Origin of the sequence: Terriglobus roseus (assembly GCF_900105625.1) — a bacterium.
Lineage (GTDB): Bacteria > Acidobacteriota > Terriglobia > Terriglobales > Acidobacteriaceae > Terriglobus > Terriglobus roseus_B.
This window is the reverse complement of sequence record NZ_FNSD01000001.1, coordinates 127,724-143,635: the sequence shown is the minus strand read 5'-3', so window position 1 is coordinate 143,635 and position 15,912 is coordinate 127,724. Positions and strand designations below refer to the sequence as shown.

The following is a 15,912-nucleotide window of genomic DNA, read 5'->3' as shown; positions in this document are numbered from 1 at the left end:
GAAGGGGCCTCATACCAAAGCGGAAGCCACAGCATCTCCCGGAACTTCGTGGCTTTGCCTATGGGGCGTTCCCAAGACTAGGCGACGGGTATCGTCGGGAAAAACCGTGCATGCAGCCACTCGCGAAGGGCGAGCTGCATGCGATCGAGCTTGACCGTGGGCGAAGACGGCACACCCGCGAAGAAGTGCTCCGCCCCTTCGATCCACTGCATCTGGGTGTCGCCTGGGGCGTTCGCAAACACATGCTCCATCAGTGCTCGCGGTGCGAATGGATCTTCAGCACCGGTTAGGAAGAGCTTAGGCGCCGTGCAGTCCTTCATAAACTCGTAGCTGTACTTGCGGCCGCCTGCCTCCACCGGCATCCCCAGGCCGACGAGCCCCTTGATGCGTGGGTCGCCGCATCCTGCACGGAACGCAATGTTTGCTCCGAAGGAGAACCCAGCGAGCAGGATCGGCAGGCCGAACTCGTGGCTGAGCCAGTCGATCGCGGCGCGCACATCTTCGATCTCACCGGGGCCATTGTCATGCACGCCTTCGCTGCGGCCAACACCACGGAAGTTGAAACGCAATACCGGTACACCGAAGTGCGAGAACGCCTTCGCCGCCTGGTACACGACCTTCGTATGCATGGTGCCACCAGACGGCGGGTGTGGATGGCAAACCAGCGCGGAATAAGTCGCGTCGGTCCTGCCGACGTTCAGTAGACCCTCTAACAGACCCGCAGGTCCGCGCAGTGTCTCAATGGTTTGAATGGTTGCAGCCATCCTTCGATGATAGTCATCGCTTCGTCGAGTATCCTTGTGTGCATGGCCATCGATCCTATTGCGCTGACACGAAAGCTTGTCGACATCGAATCGACGACCTATAACGAAGGCCGCTGCGGCGTGTTTCTTGACGAATACCTGCGCGGTCTGGGCTACAACGTAGAACGGCAGAAGGTAGAACAGCCAGGCATCAACGGCTCCTCCGGGGAACGCTTCAACGTGTACGCCACCATGCCCGGCACGTCACCGGTGATCACGCTCTCCACGCACTTCGACACGGTTCCGCCGTACTTCGAATCGAGCGAAGACGACACATACGTCTATGGCCGCGGGTCGTGCGATGCCAAGGGCATCCTTGCCTCACAGGTGTGCGCGGCAGAGAAATTGCACAATGGCGGTGTTGCCGTCGGCTTGCTGTACGTCGTCGGCGAAGAGCGCGATTCAGCCGGAGCGAAGGTCGCAAACCAGAACGGAAACGGCTCGCGCTACCTGATCAACGGTGAGCCCACCGAGAATAAGCTTGCGCTCGCCACCAAGGGTGCACTCCGTGTGGAATTACGTGCCAGCGGAAAGATGGCGCACTCGGCCTATCCGGAGCTCGGTGACTCAGCAATCAATAAGCTGGTCGACGTCCTGCACGAGCTGCAGCGGACGGAGTACCCAGCGGATGTTGAGATCGGTGAGACCACGGTGAACGCCGGCTTGATAAGCGGCGGTCGCGCACCGAACGTTATCGCAGATGCTGCGGAAGCGCATGTGCTGATCCGGACCATTGGCGACTCGCGCGAAGTGAAGGACATCGTGGAGAAAGTGGTCGCGGGCCGCTGCGATATCAAATTCGCTCTCGACCTGTCGGCCGTTCGCATGAAGCGCATGCCCGGCTGGGAGACGATGGTGGCGAAGTACGCGACGGATATCTCGTCACTTACCAACTGGGGCGAGCCGATGCTGCTGGGACCGGGTACCATCCACGTCGCACATACGCCAGATGAGCGCGTACTCAAGTCGGAACTACTGGAAGCCGTTGAAAAGTATGCGGAGTTGGTGAGCGGACTGGCGAAGGGGCTCTAGCCTCTTGCAGCGATGCCTGAGTTCTGTGCTGGTCGGGTCTTCACTGGCCGACCAGCATCTTCGTTTCAGGTAAGCCTGTCAGTATTCCGGAGTTACTGTCCGTAGATCAGCAGACCGAAGAGGAAGATCCAGAGCACGCCCATGGTGTGCCAGTACCAGGCGCTGCTGTCTACTAGTATCTGTCGCGATTCGATCTGCCGGACGGTCCGCATCCCGATAAATGCAGCGATCAAGAGGACGATCCCCAACAGCAGGTGGACGCCGTGAATGCCGGTAATCAGGTAGAAAAAACGCGATGATTGGTTGCCGCGAATGAAGAGCGGCTCGCGTGCCAGTTGCTTCCAGGCCAGGTACTGTCCCCACAGGAAAGCAAGTCCGAGCAGGGTCGATGCGGCCAGCCAGGGCATCACGCGCTTACGCGTTGGAGTGCCCATGCCCAGCCACTCTTCCATGACGTCGATCTCACGGAATATGGAGCGGCGTGCCACCTCCACCGTAATGGACGAAAGGATGAGCGCACCCGTATTCAGCCACAGGATTGCGGGGATTGTGATCGGGACCCACGAATAGACCCAGTGGTTATAGGCATCGATGTGGCCGGAATGCTTGGTTGCGAAGAAGGCGCAGACAATTGCAACGAAGAACATCAGGTCGCCGGCCAGGGCAAAGAACAGGCCACGACGATAGTTTCCCAGCCGTTCGCGCGGACCGCGACGGCCCACCGGCTTGTTGTTCCAGTTGTCACCATCACCGCCACCGCCGGTGTGCTTCGGCTCAATCGGAGGCAGGCGACCGCCACCGGTATCACCCTCGTCTACGCGGCGGGACGGCCGTTTTTCAACGACCTCATCGGGATGAAGAATAGCGGGCATGGCGCAGGCGCTGTTGGCGTTGAGTGTACTCCGTGCCCGCGCTGCTGAAAACCCGTTAGGCGCAAATCTGCAGTCAGAGCTTCGAAAATCGGACGTCAGATCCGCGCGGACGTCACAAGGTCAAGAAATAGCTGGTGCACACGCGGGTCGGTTGACAGTTCCGGGTGAAAGGTCGCGGCAAGAAGGTGACCCTGACGGACGAGGGTCGGGGAGCCCTCTCGATCGGCCAGAACCTCGACCCCCGGACCCATCGCTGTGATGCGTGGCGCGCGGATGTAAACCATCTCGATGGGCCCGCCAGGCAAAGTCGTCTCAGCCTCGAGGATGCGCGAGTCGTTCTGACGGCCGTAGGCATTCCGTTCGATGGTGATGTCGAGCACTTTCAGAGATTTCTGAGCAGGACTGAGCACCGTCTTGGCCAATAGGATGACGCCGGCGCAAGTGCCGAAGGTAGGCTTTACACGGGTGAAGTCAGCAAGTGCCTCAAAAAAACCGGCTCGCTCCAGATGTTTCAGAAAGGTGGTCGATTCGCCCCCCGGAATCACGAGGCCGTCGATGGTAGCTAGTTGCTCGGGCTTACGGACCAGCACGGTCTTTGCTCCGAGCGCCTGGAGCATGCGCGCATGTGCGTCGAAAGCGCCCTGGAGCGCGAGGATACCGATGGTTGGTTGCGCGGAAAGATCGGCCATACCGCCATCATAGCGGCTGCATGGCGCTGCCGAGACTTATAGGGCGTCCTCAAGAGTGACCGAGCGAACATCGGCCTCAAATTCAAGTGGCACGCCGCCGGGTCCGAAGACGGGTGGGTCGCCAGGTACGTGCGTGAAAACGGCAATCGGCAGGCCTGATTCGGAAACCACTTTGAGATTACCCACCGAATGCTGTGAGTAGATCTGTACGGCAGTGGCATTGACCCATTGAGCGCCAAGCTGCCGCACGATGAGCTGCAACTCTTCTAGGACGAAAGCAGCCTTCGCTTCCAATCCTGCAACCGACTGGTCGGAGGGAGCAATGACCTCATCAGAGTCTCCCGTGAGTTCGGGTTTGCCGGAGACGAGAAAGTCCGGGCCCGTCGGTCGTGCGCACCCGGGCGTCGCGAAGGTGAAAGCGGTAAGTGTCGCATCTGTTGGTGTTCCGGCGAAGGGCACCACATTTGTTCGAGCGGCTGGATTTACGGGCTCTGTGTTGAAACCAGCAGTCCGAAGCGCAGCAATATATCGCTGGTTGAACTCCGAGAATTCCGAACGTGTCAGACGTCTCGCAATGCGCAGCTCACACCCGCAGAGAGCATTGAGCGGACGCCCCGCAGCTCGGATGGACCCCGCTGCAAATTGGAATCCGGCCTCGAAGGAAAGAGGGTGCTGCAGATGGACGCGGCGCAACACGTGACCTTCCAGCGCGACGACTCCCGTTGAGAAAGCACGCCCGCGGCTCGGGACGTACGCAAAGCCACCGTCCGGTACTTTCATCAGGGTCACGTCGTCCATTGGATTCTCCAAAAGAGAAAGGCCACGATAGCTCGCGGCCTTTCGTCTACATCTTTGCGTTGACCGACGAAAGCCCACGGAAAGCGGTCAGTGGGCGCTCGACGCCTACCAGCCGCGAGTCTGCATCAGGTTCTTCTCCTCGATGGCTGCTGCTGCAAGCCCCTTCATCGAACCGATGACAGCCTCGCTGGCTTCCGCAAGGATCTTTGGATCGTCGTAGTGCGTCGCCGCGATCACGATGGCCTTAGCGCGGGAGATGGCCTCGGCGCGATCCTTGGGATCGTTCTCCACGTTGAGGGGGGTTGCGCCCTCCTTCATGAAGATGCCGCTGCCAACGAATACTGTCTCAGCGCCGAGCTGCATCATCAGTGCAGCGTCAGCCGGTGTGGCAATGCCGCCCGCTGAGAAGTTCGGAACGGGAAGTTTACCCGTCTGCGCAACCATGCGTACCAGCTCATACGGCGCGCCGTGGACCTTGGCAGCGTTGTAGAGTTCTTCGTCGCCGAGGACGGTGAGGCCCTTGATCTCGCGGATGATCTGGCGCATGTGCTGCACGGCGTGAACGACGTCACCGGTGCCGGGCTCACCCTTGGTGCGAATCATGGCAGCGCCTTCTGCGATGCGACGAAGCGCCTCGCCGAGATTGCGTGCGCCACAGACGAAGGGTGTGGTGAAGGCGTGTTTGTCGATGTGGTAGACCTCATCGGCGGGCGTCAGGACTTCGCTCTCATCGATGAAGTCAACGCCGAGGTGCTGCAGGACCTGCGCTTCGGCGAAGTGGCCGATGCGGGCCTTTGCCATGACCGGGATGGAAACCGTGGCGATGATTTCCTTGATGAGCTTGGGGTTCGCCATGCGAGCCACGCCGCCTTCGGCGCGGATCATCGCAGGAACGCGCTCGAGAGCCATGACGGAGACAGCGCCGGCTTCTTCCGCGATGCGCGCCTGCTCAACATTCATGACGTCCATGATGACGCCGCCCTTAAGCATCTCGGCCAGGCCGGTCTTCAGCCGCAAACCGTGCGGTGCGTAGTTGCCGTTAGAAGAAGAGAGGTCAGCCATGGCGCAATTGCTCCTTCGGGTGGTTCTGAAAATTTGGACGGGTAAGTGCCGAATCAGCGTGCATTCCGGCCAGCAAAGTAAGTTTAGCAGCGAATCTATCGCGTAGTTCTTCGATCTACGACTGTGTGCGGTAGGCGGACGAGGTGGGGTCGGTTTGTTTGCAGCACACAGCGGTGGGCCGGTGCACAACTTTACGCGTGCTGCGACACTAGTGAGCAAACAGCAGCGCCAAAGCGGTCGATCCAGGCACCGTCGATACCATCGACAGTGCGAAGGTCCTCCAGGGATTGGGGCTTCTGTTCCGCGATCTCGCGGATGGTCCGGTCGTGCAGGAGGTCGAAGGGGGCGGTGGATTGCCGCTGTGCCTCTCGCATGCGCCAAACTTTCAAAGCATGTTCCAGCGATTGGTGTGGGGTGACCGCTGCGGGAGTCGGCGACGCATAGGAGATGGTCTTCTGCACGGTCGTCGCGGCAGGTGCGCGCGTCGTCTTCGTATCGGCAGCACGGGGCGTAGGCTTCCTCACAGGTGTGGGACTACCACTGACGACGGCCAGGATTGCCTCGCCGAAGCGCTCGGCCTTTGCCGGGCCGATGCCTGAGATGTTTTGCAGATCGGCCATGGAGGCGGGTGCGTCCAGGACGATAGCCCGAAGTGTGCGGTCACCAAAGACAACGAATGCGGGCTTGCCGATGGTTTTCGCCTCCGAGGCTCGCCAGGCGCGCAGTGCCGCATCAAGCTGCTTCTGTTCGGCGGAGAGCGGGGTGTTCTCGGTGTCGGCCGACTTCTTTTTCGCGGCCGTCGATGTGCTGCGGTCACGCGTTCGCGTGCGTCCTGCGTTGACGGTTTCGGCGTCGCGTAGCTGAAGCCCGACGGGGTCCTCGCCCGTGTCTTCGACTTCGCGACCTTCATGAGTCAGAAGGGCCCGACGGTAACTGATCTCGCGGCCGTCTTCTGCGACGAAGCTGGCGGACTCGACGGCGGTATACCCGGCGCGTGTCAGCGAATCGAGGAGCGCGTCCATCTCTTTCCGGTCAAGCGCTCCGCCAGGGTACAGCTCGGTGTAGAGCTTCCCGGTGGACTTGCCGGCGGAAGCACCGGAGAGGGCGCGAAGCATGCGCTTGATCTCGCGCATCTCGTCGCTGGTCGGTTCACGGAACGCCTGTGCGGAGGCGCGCTCCGGCGAGCAGAAGTCGCAAAGGCCGCAACTGCGGCTGCTGTCGGAGGAGTCGCCGAAGTGCTTGATGAGCGCGGCCATGCGGCACTCTGCGCCCGAGGCGAAGCGCATCATCGCGTCGATCTGGCTACGGCGGAAATTTACCTGGGTGTCGTAGGTGCGACGCCATTGTGCGTTCGGGTTTTCTGCACGGGTGACGTTGCCGCCCATGTCGATCTGCGCGGCGCCCTGGGCCAGCAGCTTATCGAGCGCAGGTCCGAAGATATCGAGGTCCAATTTCAGGCGGATGCGTAGGTCGTCCGCATGGATTGGCTCGTCTCCGAGTGCAGTCGCGATGCGTGCCAGTGTGTCTGCAGGTGGATAGTCGCGCTCCAGGAAGAAGTCATGCATCCGCCGGTCGGCGAAGCTGTACATCAGCACGGTGCGGGCAGGCTTGCCATCGCGGCCGGCACGACCAATCTCCTGGTAGAAACTCTCAACCGACGCAGGCATGGCCATGTGTAGCACCGTCCGTACGTCTGCCTTGTCGATACCCATGCCGAAGGCAATGGTCGCAACGACGACCTCCGTCTTGCCGTCAAGGAAGCTGCGCTGCACCCGGTCGCGCGTACCGGGGTCCAGGCCGGCGTGGTAGCTGGCTGTAGGGAAGTCGGTGTTGAGTTCGATCGCAAGTGCCTCAGCGTCCTTGCGCGATGGCGCGTAGATGATGGCGGGGCGGTTGGACGCGTCCTTCAGCAACTTACGCGCGAGTTCAATGCGGCGCGGCTTGCTGACCTCGACGACTTCGACCGCGAGGTTGGTGCGGCGGAAGCCGTGGATGAACTGCCTGGGGTCGTGCAGGGCGAGTTCGCTGACGATGTCTCGCTGCACCTGCGGGGTGGCCGTGGCTGTGAGGGCGATCACCGGGGCTGGGCGGAGCGATCGCAGATGCGCTGCCAGGTTGCGATAGTCGGGCCGGAAGTCGTGGCCCCATTGCGAGATGCAGTGTGCTTCGTCGATCGCGATCAGCGAAGGCAGGCGCTTGGTCAGCATGGCGCCAAAACCCGGTACGCGGAAGCGTTCGGGTGCGATGAACAGGAACTGCAGTTTGCCGTCCAGATAGTCGCGGCAGACCTGACGGCTGTGTTCACGATCCATGCCGGAGTGGATGCGCCCCACGTTCAGCCCAAGCGCTGTGAGCTTGTGCGCCTGGTCGTCCATGAGTGCAATGAGCGGTGAAATCACGAGGGCTGTGCCGCCCCGTGCAAGCGCGGGGAGTTGGTAGCAAAGACTCTTGCCAGCGCCCGTCGGCATGACGAGCAGGACATCCCGACCTGCCGTTGCAGCCTCGCATACAGCCTGCTGGTTCACGCGAAAATCGCGAAAGCCAAAGGTGCTGTGGAGCAGTGCCTGAAGGTCGGGCTGGGGCGGAGTGGAGGCCATGCGGTGAATGCTATTTTCGCATAGCGTTCGCCTCTACGATGATGCACAAAGATAAGCGGCACCATTGCTGGTGCCGCTTATCTTTTCCTGTGCAGGTTGTCTTATGCAGCCATGATCTTGTCCGGCGTAATGGGGAAGTCGCGGACGCGTTTGCCTGTTGCGTTGTAGATGGCGTTGGCTATGGCGCCTGCGATGCCGGTGATTCCGATCTCGCCGATGCCGCGAGCACCCTGCGGATTGAACTTGATGTCCGGTCTGTCGATCACACTGACGTCAATGGTCCCGGCGTCAAGGTTCACGGGCACGTGGTACTCCGCGAGGTTGTTGTTCACGATGCGGCCTGTGATGTTGTCCAGCACTGTCTCTTCCGTCAGCGCGGTGCCGATACCCCACACGATGCCGCCTTCAAGCTGCGACATGCCCGTCTTCTGATTGAGCAGCTTGCCAATGTCGTAGGTCGCGACGACGCGACGTACTTCTACCATGTGCGTGTGCTCGTCGACCGCAACCTCTACGAAGACCGCGCCCCAGCTGTGCGTTGAGAGCTGCTTGGAAGCTTCCTGGCTGGGTTCGCCAGAGCCCATTTCTTCGATAACCGCGCCCTTGTTCCGGGTGATAGACAGGGAGAGCGGTTCCGACTTCGAAGGGTCCGTCCTTGAAGTCAGCATGCCGCCCTTAACGTCGATGTCCTGCGGCATGGCCTGGTAGAGCTTCGAAGAAGGGTCAGAGACGGCCATCGATGCCAGCTTGAGCTTCAACTGGCTGCATGCGTCCTTGACCGCTGGCCCAACCGAAGCAGTTGACTGCGATCCGCCAGACACCGGAGCCTTCGGCAGCGTTGAGTCGCCGAGTTTTACGTCGACCATATCCCACGGCACGTCCAATTCCTGCACGACCGTCTGCGCCATCATGGTGTACATGCCGGTGCCGAGATCCTGCGTGCCGCAGCCGATGAAGATTCGCCCGCTGGGCAGCAGGCGAACGACAGCCATGGCAGCCGAGCGATTTGCGGGATACGTTGCCGTCGCCATGCCGTAGCCGACGCGCTTGTTGCCTTCGCGCATGGCTCCGGGCGTGCCGTTGCGTTTGGTCCAGCCGAAGCGCTGGGCTGCGTCGGTGTAGGCCTGCTTCAGGTTCTTCGACGAGAACTCTTTCTGCTCACCCGGGTCCTTCTCCGCGTAGTTCAGAAGACGTAATTGGAGCGGATCCATATTCAGCTTGATGGCAAGCTCATCCATCGCCGATTCGAGCGCCGTGGTGCCGACGGATTCGCCGGGCGCTCGCTGAAACGTCTGCACGCCGATGTTCATGTCAACCATCTTGTGCGAGGTGGAGATCTGATCGCACTGGTAGAGCATGGTAGTCTGCGTGGCTGCAGCCTCCAGGAAGTCCTCCATAATCGAGGCCGGCATGATGACGTCATGCTGCATGGCCACGAGCTTGCCATTCGCGTCTGTGCCGAGCTTGATCTTCTGGACGGTCTTTGGACGGCCACCGACCGGTCCAAACATCTGTGTGCGCTCCATGGCCAGTCGTACCGGCGCGCCCACCACTTTTGAGGCCACGGCGCACAGGATCACGTGAGACCACGTGGATCCCTTTGACCCAAATCCACCGCCAACGTAAGGGTCGATGACATGAACGTTGTCGAGCGGTAGAGAGAAGTGCTTGGCCAGCGTCAATTTGTCGCCGCTGATGTACTGGGTGGCGTCGTAGACAGTGAGCTTTTCGCCGTCCCACGCAGCAATGGTGGCATGCGGCTCCATGGGATTGTGCGTCTGCAGCGGTGTGGAGTACGTCTGCTCAACGACGGTCGTCGCTTTAGCCCAAGCTTCCGCCTCGTTACCGTGCTTCTGTGCCTTGGGAGCATTGCCGCCCTTAGGCATGCGGGCTTCTCCGAGACGTTTTTCAAAGCCGAGCTTCGGGGGTGATGCCTTGTACTTCACTTTGATCAGCGAGGCAGCATGCGCAGCCTCAACCTGGGACTTGGCCACGACGACGCCAATCGGCTCGCCGTTGTAATAGACGTTGCGGTCCTGCAGCAGTGACAGCTTGCGCGTGGCAGGCGGCTGCGGCGCGACCATGGGGAGCTTAGGTGCATTGAAGGGCGTCAGAATTTTGACGACGCCGGAAGCACGGTCCGCAGCGGTGGTGTCCATGCTGACAATCTCGCCGGAAGCGATGTGCGAGAGAACGAGGTAGGCGTACACCATGCCCTTGCCCTTGAACTGCTCTTCCATCTCCTTCGAGAACTCCGCGGCGTACTTCGCCTTGCCCATGACTTTCAGTTTGCCGTCGTAACGCACTGGAAGTTCCTTGCCGTTGCCGACGGGACTCTTTTCGTCTTGCATCGCGTCAATCATGCTGCTGCTCCTTCTGCACCGTGGTTGCCGGTGCCCTGTGCCGCGAGGGTGAAGGCGCGGACGATGCAGCTCTTGGCGAGTTCGATCTTGAAGGCGTTGTGCTCGTAGCCCTTCGCACCCTGGAGTGCAGCTTCCGCCGCCGCCTTGAATGTCTCTTCGGTGGCCGGCTTGCCGACCATCGCCTTCTCAGCCGCTTCGCTTGTCCATGGCTTGTGCGCTACTCCGCCAAGTGCGAGCGCGACGGACTTGATGTTGCCGCCGTCCATCTCGAGACCGGCAGCAACCGAGACGAGAGCGAAGGCATAGCTCTGGCGATCGCGTGCCTTGAGGTAGTAGCTGTTCGCCGCGAACTTTGCGGCGGATGCCGGCAGGTGGACGCCGGTGATCAGCTCATCCTGCCGCAGGTTGGTGTCGAGGTCGGGCGTCTTACCGACCAGACGGTGGAACTCGCGGACGGGCACGGTACGCTTACCCTTAGGCCCGCTGATTTCAACCACTGCATGAAGTGCCGAGAGCGCAACATTCATGTCGCTCGGATTGGTTGCGATGCAAGTGTGGGCGCTGGTTGCGCCTTCATCCGTCTGACCAAGGATCGCGTGGATGCGATTGAAGCCCTGGATGGCGCCGCAACCGGAGCCGGGCGCGCGTTTATTACAGGAGGGCAGCGCGGGATCGTAGAAGTAGTAGCAGCGGGTGCGCTGCATCAGGTTACCGCCGGTGGTTGCGAGGTTCCGTAGCTGTGCGGAGGCACCGGCCAGCAGCGCTTGCGAGAGCAGCGGATAGGTCTTGCGTACAGCAGCATCATTGGCTAGATCGCTATTGCGAACCAGCGAGCCAACGCGGTGACCACCTTCAGCCGCTTCGATGTGCGACAGCGCCTGCAGACGTGTGATGTCGATCAGCGTCGTCGGATGTTCGACGTCCTGCTTCATTAGGTCGACCAGGTTGGTACCACCCCCGAGCAGCTTGGCGTTCTTGTCTGTCGCGATGGAGTGGATGGCGCCCTCGGGCGCGGTGGCTCTTTGATAGGCGAAGGGGTTCACAGGCTCATTCCTTTCGCGACGGCGCGTACTGCGCTCACAATGTTTGGGTACGCGCCGCAGCGGCAGATGTTGCCGCTCATGCGCTCCTTGATCTCGCGGTCGGTCAGCTTCGGTGCGTTCTGGGATCCGTCCTCAAACGAGACAACGGATGCCTGACCGGCTTTGATCTCGTCCAGCAGAGCAGTGGCTGAGCAGATCTGGCCAGGCGTGCAATAACCGCACTGGAAGGCATCGTGTTCCAGAAAGGCAGCCTGCATTGGCGACAGATTTTCGCCATGGGAGAGTCCCTCGATCGTTGTGATCGGATCGCCTTCGGCGGAGACGGCTAACAACAGGCAACTGTTCACCCGTCGACCATTCACAAGGACAGTACAGGCGCCGCACTGCCCGTGATCGCAGCCCTTTTTCGAGCCGGTCATGTCCAGGTGATCCCGGAGGGCGTCCAGCAGGCTGGTACGGGTATCCAGCTGGATGGAGTGGTTTTCCCCATTGATGTTCAAGGTAACGGACTTGGTCTTTGCGGCGCCGATCATTGCACCCTGCGCGCTTGCTTCCGTAGGAGAAAGACCTGCAGCCATCGTTGCGCCGAGCGCTGTTGCCGATTGCAGGAAAGTTCGGCGGCTGACCTCCCAGTTGCGGAGTTCCTCCGGTCCGGGGGCCGTATCAACGGTGTGACACTTTGGATTGCTCATGGGGCCTCAAATTGTGGTGCGTTGGCAGAGAAGTGTAAACGCGACAAGTCTGTGATGATTCGTTCAGGGGCGTAGGATGTCCACGCCTGGAGCGCCACATTGACGCGATCACAGCATGAGAGTGCCTTGGAGTTCTGGCGAAAGTGCGGTAAACTAAGGTGTTTGCTACGCCTTGTGGGCTGCGCCCGATCAGGCTCCGCGTGGCATGCGACTTAGGGTTGAGGAGAAAAGATGGCGAAGCGTCGTGGAAACCCGAATTGGGGCAAGCCGGAGCCGATTGGACCGGTAGTGCCGACCGTCACATCGTTTGAGTTGGTCGTAAAGGAATACAAGCTGACCCCGGACCAGTACATCCGGTCGACGCGTCTTCGTGAATGGGCGCGCCGTAATAAGAACTCGAAGTACATCCCGGAGGCGCTGCTCGAGGCCTGGGGTTTCGAAATCGAGTCCACGCTGTAAAAGCGTGTCAGCAACTCAGGAGGGCCCCGCGCAATGCGGGGCTTTTCTTTGGTCCAGCATCCCTGTTTGTTCTGAGGCTTTCGCTCCTCCCGGATCATCCAAACCGTGGGAGATACACTCAAGACCTATGCCTGAAAGTCCTTTCATCGACGTTCCGGAGGCGCTGCGGCAGTTTGCCGCGGGGCGCATGATTGTGGTGGTCGACGATGAAGACCGCGAGAACGAAGGCGATCTGACGCTTGCCGCCGAGTTCACCACGCCTGAAGCAATCAACTTCATGGCGAAATATGGCCGTGGCCTGATCTGCCTGACGCTCACCGAAGAGCGTGCGGACTACCTCAGACTCTCGCCGATGGCGGCCGAGAATACGTCACGATTCGGTACGGCCTTCACCGAGAGCATCGAAGCCCGCGAAGGTGTCTCCACCGGTATCAGCGCGGCTGATCGCGCGCACACCATTCTTACCGCTGTCTCAGCGGGTAAGACCGCTGCCGACCTTGCCCGCCCCGGACATATCTTCCCGTTACGTGCACGCAAGGGCGGTGTCCTGGTTCGGGCAGGCCAGACGGAAGCGTCGGTCGACCTCGCTCGTATGAGTGGCCTGATCCCTGCGGGCGTGATCTGCGAAATCATGAACGACGACGGCAGCATGGCGCGGGTGCCGGACCTGATCGAGTTCTGCAAGACCCACGACATGGGCATGCTTACGGTGGCGGAGTTGATCCGCTATCGGCTGCAGCATGAGCGATATATCCGTCGCGAAGCCGAGACGATGTTGCGGACGCCCTGGGGCGAGTTCCGGACCATTGCTTACGCCAGTGATGTGGAAGAGGGCGAAAGCCACGTTGCGCTGGTGCTGGGCGATGTGAGCGAGACGGGGGGGAACGAACCGGTGCTGGTTCGGGTGCATACCCACTGCATGGCTGGCGGAATCTTCTGCCATGACGGCTGCGAGTGCCGTCAGAGCGTCGAGAATGCCATGCGGCTCATCGCAGAGCGTGGCCGTGGCGCGTTGATCTACCTGCATAATGGCAGCCGCGGTTTTGGCATCGACCGAACAACCACGCCGCCGCGCATGGTGATGCACCGCGACGCGGCAATGCGAGCCAATACGAAGGACCAGTCCCAAACGCTGCGTCACACCGGCATTGGCGGTCAGATTCTATCGGACCTTGGCATCCATCGCATCCGGCTGCTCGTTTCGCGACCCACGCACGTCCCAGCACTGCAGGGATTCGGGATCGAAATCGTCGAACAGGTCGCGATGGCTCCTGCTCGCGTCTCGTAAACAAAGACTCAGGGCGATTGCCAGGCACACAACAAGGAGCATGGCGACCCGTCGCCGCACACCCAGCGGCACCATTAGGACGGAACGACCCTTTGCCGATGCGTAAACCTCAAGCTTGTCCATCGTTCGAGGGGGCGCTGCCAGCTTTGAGGCCAAGCGCGGTGGTGCATGAACCGCCGCGGGACAGAACTTTGCTGATGCCATCTCCTGCGGGCGCGCAGGTGCTGGCTTCTCCAACGATCGTGTAACCGTGGAAATGCTGGCGGCGTTCTGAGTGACGAATGTCTGCGTTGTGCTGCCGATGCTCTATCTCGCGCCCGACGAGGCGATGCGCAGAAGGTCGCCGAAGCCGCGACTCTCCATCTCCGCGGTGAAGCTATCGAAGTCCTTGTACACGATGGCCTGCATACCAAATGCGATCGCGGCGGAGGTGTTCTCGGGTTTGTCGTCGATGAAAAGAATCCTGGCCGGGGCCACTCCGAGTCCGGAGGCCGACTCTGCGTAGATGGCGGGATCGGGCTTGCGCATCTTCAGCGCGTGCGACCATACCGTGTGATGGAAGCGGCCAATCCAATCAAAGCGGGATGCAAGCCCTTCCGACATGCGGTCACCCATGTTGGACAGGATGCCCGTACGAATGCCGGCTCTATGCAGTTGTAGCACCCACTGGACCATGGGCTCATTAAGATCTCCCCACAGGCGTACATCTCCTGCGTTCATCTGCGATAACAGGTCCGGGGAATAAGTCGCGCCTGCGCTGGCGCCCACATTGCTCCAGAACTCTTCGCCGGTCAGGATACCTGCGTCGTATTCGTCGCGATACATCCAGTAGACGCGTTCCAGTTCGGCTTCTGACATGCCGCTGAGACCTGCCAGCTCGCTCCAGATCTGAGGGTTACGCGGTGCGCTGAGGACCATACCGTAGTCGAATAACACTGCATCGAGGGAGGACATCGGTCGATTGTAACCAAGGTCTGTCGTCCGATGGTTGCGTAGCATGGGTCTATGCGTTTCGCCTCACGCAGCGACTTTGGAGATACGGCCTCAGCCTATGGAGAGGCTCTGGCCTTGGCGCGTTCGCGCGAGGGATTTGCCGATCTGACGGTGTCCAACCCGACTCGCTGCGGATTCGTCTATCCGCCCGCCATTGCTACGGCTCTTGGTGATACATCTGTGCTTCATTACGACGCAAATGCTTTGGGGATGATCTCCACTCGTCGGGCGATCGCCGAGCTCTACGCAGAGAGCTACGGTGCGAACGTCACACCAGACAGGATTCTTCTCACAGCAAGTACCAGCGAGGCTTATGGCTATCTGCTTCGCCTCTTCTGTGAGCCGGGCGATGCCATCCTTGTGCCATCGCCGAGCTACCCGCTCTTCGATCTGCTGGCTCGCCTGCATGATGTTGAACTCATTCCGTACCCGCTGGTCTATCACGATGGCTGGCAGATCGATCCTTCTTCGCTTGCCGCTGCCGTGACGCCCCGCACGCGGGCGATCGTCGCCATCCATCCCAATAACCCGACAGGGCATTACTGCAGCGCGGTGGACCGCGAGGTTCTCTGGAGGGTAGCTGGCGAACACGATCTGCCGCTGGTCATCGATGAGGTCTTTCTGGACTACAGGGTCGAGTCTGGGAATCAGCCCAGTTTTGCAGCACTGCCCTCGGAGATTCTGACCTTTGTAATGGGCGGGCTCAGTAAGCTGCTGGCGCTGCCGCAGATGAAGCTTGCCTGGACGCTCGTCTGTGGACCAGCGGAGGAGGTTGAGGTTGCCATGGAGCGGCTTGAGGTCATTGCAGATACTTTCCTGTCCGTCGCGACGCCGCCACAGGTCGCCCTGCCGCAGTGGTTGATGCTTCGCGAAGGCCCGCAGCAGCAGATCAGGGAGCGGGTGGCATCGAACCTGCTAGCACTCGATGAAAGCATCCGAGGGAGCATGGTAAGTCGTTTGAAGGTGGAAGGCGGATGGGCCGCAGTCCTTCGCGTACCGGCAACTGCAAACGACTCCGAACTCGCGATCCAGGTCCTTGAGCAGAGGAGCGTCGCGGTACATCCCGGATCGTTCTATGGGTTTCCAGCGAGTGGCTGGCTGGTTATCAGCCTGCTGCCGCAGCCCGAGCTGTTTCGCCGTGGCCTGGAGTCCATGATGCAGACGTGGGCTTAAGCGACCTGACGCTCCTTCAGCATTAGCCGCGACCACAATGAGAGCGAA

14 protein-coding genes are annotated in these 15,912 nt (G+C 60.7%); 4 read left to right on the top strand and 10 right to left on the bottom strand.

The window, feature by feature from the left end; translation table 11 throughout:
* Positions 1 to 77: 77 nt before the first annotated feature.
* On the bottom strand, positions 78 to 764 hold the full coding sequence (locus tag BLW03_RS00625) for an alpha/beta hydrolase (RefSeq protein WP_074651873.1): 687 nt from the start codon (positions 762 to 764) through the stop codon (positions 78 to 80).
* Between the two features lie 42 nt (positions 765 to 806).
* Here BLW03_RS00625 and BLW03_RS00620 point away from each other — a divergent pair, with 42 nt between their 5' ends.
* The gene (locus BLW03_RS00620; protein WP_074655677.1) at positions 807 to 1,835 is read left to right on the top strand and encodes a M20/M25/M40 family metallo-hydrolase; all 1,029 of its coding nucleotides are present in this window, start codon (positions 807 to 809) and stop codon (positions 1,833 to 1,835) included.
* Positions 1,836 to 1,927: 92 nt separating this feature from the next.
* Here BLW03_RS00620 and BLW03_RS00615 read toward each other — a convergent pair whose 3' ends face one another.
* The 8 genes from BLW03_RS00615 to BLW03_RS00580 form a co-directional block, all read right to left on the bottom strand.
* Positions 1,928 to 2,707, bottom strand: a complete 780-nt coding sequence (locus BLW03_RS00615; protein WP_074651872.1) for a cytochrome c oxidase subunit 3 — start codon at positions 2,705 to 2,707, stop codon at positions 1,928 to 1,930.
* Positions 2,708 to 2,802: 95 nt separating this feature from the next.
* A complete protein-coding gene (pdxT, locus tag BLW03_RS00610; RefSeq protein ID WP_074651871.1) occupies positions 2,803 to 3,396 on the bottom strand; it encodes a pyridoxal 5'-phosphate synthase glutaminase subunit PdxT in 594 nt (197 codons plus the stop codon).
* 36 nt (positions 3,397 to 3,432) lie between these two features.
* Positions 3,433 to 4,194, bottom strand: coding sequence for a hypothetical protein (locus BLW03_RS00605; protein ID WP_074651870.1), 762 nt, complete (start codon positions 4,192 to 4,194; stop codon positions 3,433 to 3,435).
* 105 nt (positions 4,195 to 4,299) lie between these two features.
* The gene (gene pdxS / locus BLW03_RS00600) at positions 4,300 to 5,256 is read right to left on the bottom strand and encodes a pyridoxal 5'-phosphate synthase lyase subunit PdxS (protein WP_074651869.1); all 957 of its coding nucleotides are present in this window, start codon (positions 5,254 to 5,256) and stop codon (positions 4,300 to 4,302) included.
* 191 nt (positions 5,257 to 5,447) lie between these two features.
* Complete coding sequence (locus BLW03_RS00595; protein WP_074651868.1) at positions 5,448 to 7,853, bottom strand: RecQ family ATP-dependent DNA helicase; 2,406 nt, start codon at positions 7,851 to 7,853, stop codon at positions 5,448 to 5,450.
* Positions 7,854 to 7,954: 101 nt separating this feature from the next.
* Positions 7,955 to 10,216: a xanthine dehydrogenase family protein molybdopterin-binding subunit gene (locus tag BLW03_RS00590; protein WP_074651867.1), complete on the bottom strand. Its 2,262-nt coding sequence runs from the start codon at positions 10,214 to 10,216 to the stop codon at positions 7,955 to 7,957.
* Positions 10,213 to 11,259 (bottom strand): FAD binding domain-containing protein, encoded by a 1,047-nt coding sequence (locus BLW03_RS00585; protein WP_074651866.1) that lies wholly within the window; start codon positions 11,257 to 11,259, stop codon positions 10,213 to 10,215. Before BLW03_RS00585 ends, BLW03_RS00590 begins: the two co-directional genes overlap by 4 nt.
* Positions 11,256 to 11,951 (bottom strand): 2Fe-2S iron-sulfur cluster-binding protein, encoded by a 696-nt coding sequence (locus BLW03_RS00580; protein WP_074651865.1) that lies wholly within the window; start codon positions 11,949 to 11,951, stop codon positions 11,256 to 11,258. Before BLW03_RS00580 ends, BLW03_RS00585 begins: the two co-directional genes overlap by 4 nt.
* A 231-nt stretch (positions 11,952 to 12,182) precedes the next feature.
* Here BLW03_RS00580 and BLW03_RS00575 point away from each other — a divergent pair, with 231 nt between their 5' ends.
* Entirely contained in the window at positions 12,183 to 12,410 is a 228-nt protein-coding gene (locus BLW03_RS00575) for a hypothetical protein (RefSeq protein WP_014785811.1), read from the top strand.
* Positions 12,411 to 12,537: 127 nt separating this feature from the next.
* On the top strand, positions 12,538 to 13,698 hold the full coding sequence (ribB, locus tag BLW03_RS00570; protein WP_074651864.1) for a 3,4-dihydroxy-2-butanone-4-phosphate synthase: 1,161 nt from the start codon (positions 12,538 to 12,540) through the stop codon (positions 13,696 to 13,698).
* 306 nt (positions 13,699 to 14,004) lie between these two features.
* On the opposite strand, the gene BLW03_RS00565 is transcribed toward ribB, so the two are convergent.
* Positions 14,005 to 14,652, bottom strand: a complete 648-nt coding sequence (locus BLW03_RS00565) for an HAD family hydrolase (RefSeq protein WP_074655676.1) — start codon at positions 14,650 to 14,652, stop codon at positions 14,005 to 14,007.
* A gap of 51 nt (positions 14,653 to 14,703) precedes the next feature.
* On the opposite strand from BLW03_RS00565, the gene BLW03_RS00560 reads away from it, so the two are divergent.
* Positions 14,704 to 15,864, top strand: a complete 1,161-nt coding sequence (locus BLW03_RS00560) for a pyridoxal phosphate-dependent aminotransferase (RefSeq protein ID WP_074651863.1) — start codon at positions 14,704 to 14,706, stop codon at positions 15,862 to 15,864.
* The last annotated feature ends 48 nt before the right edge of the window (positions 15,865 to 15,912 follow it).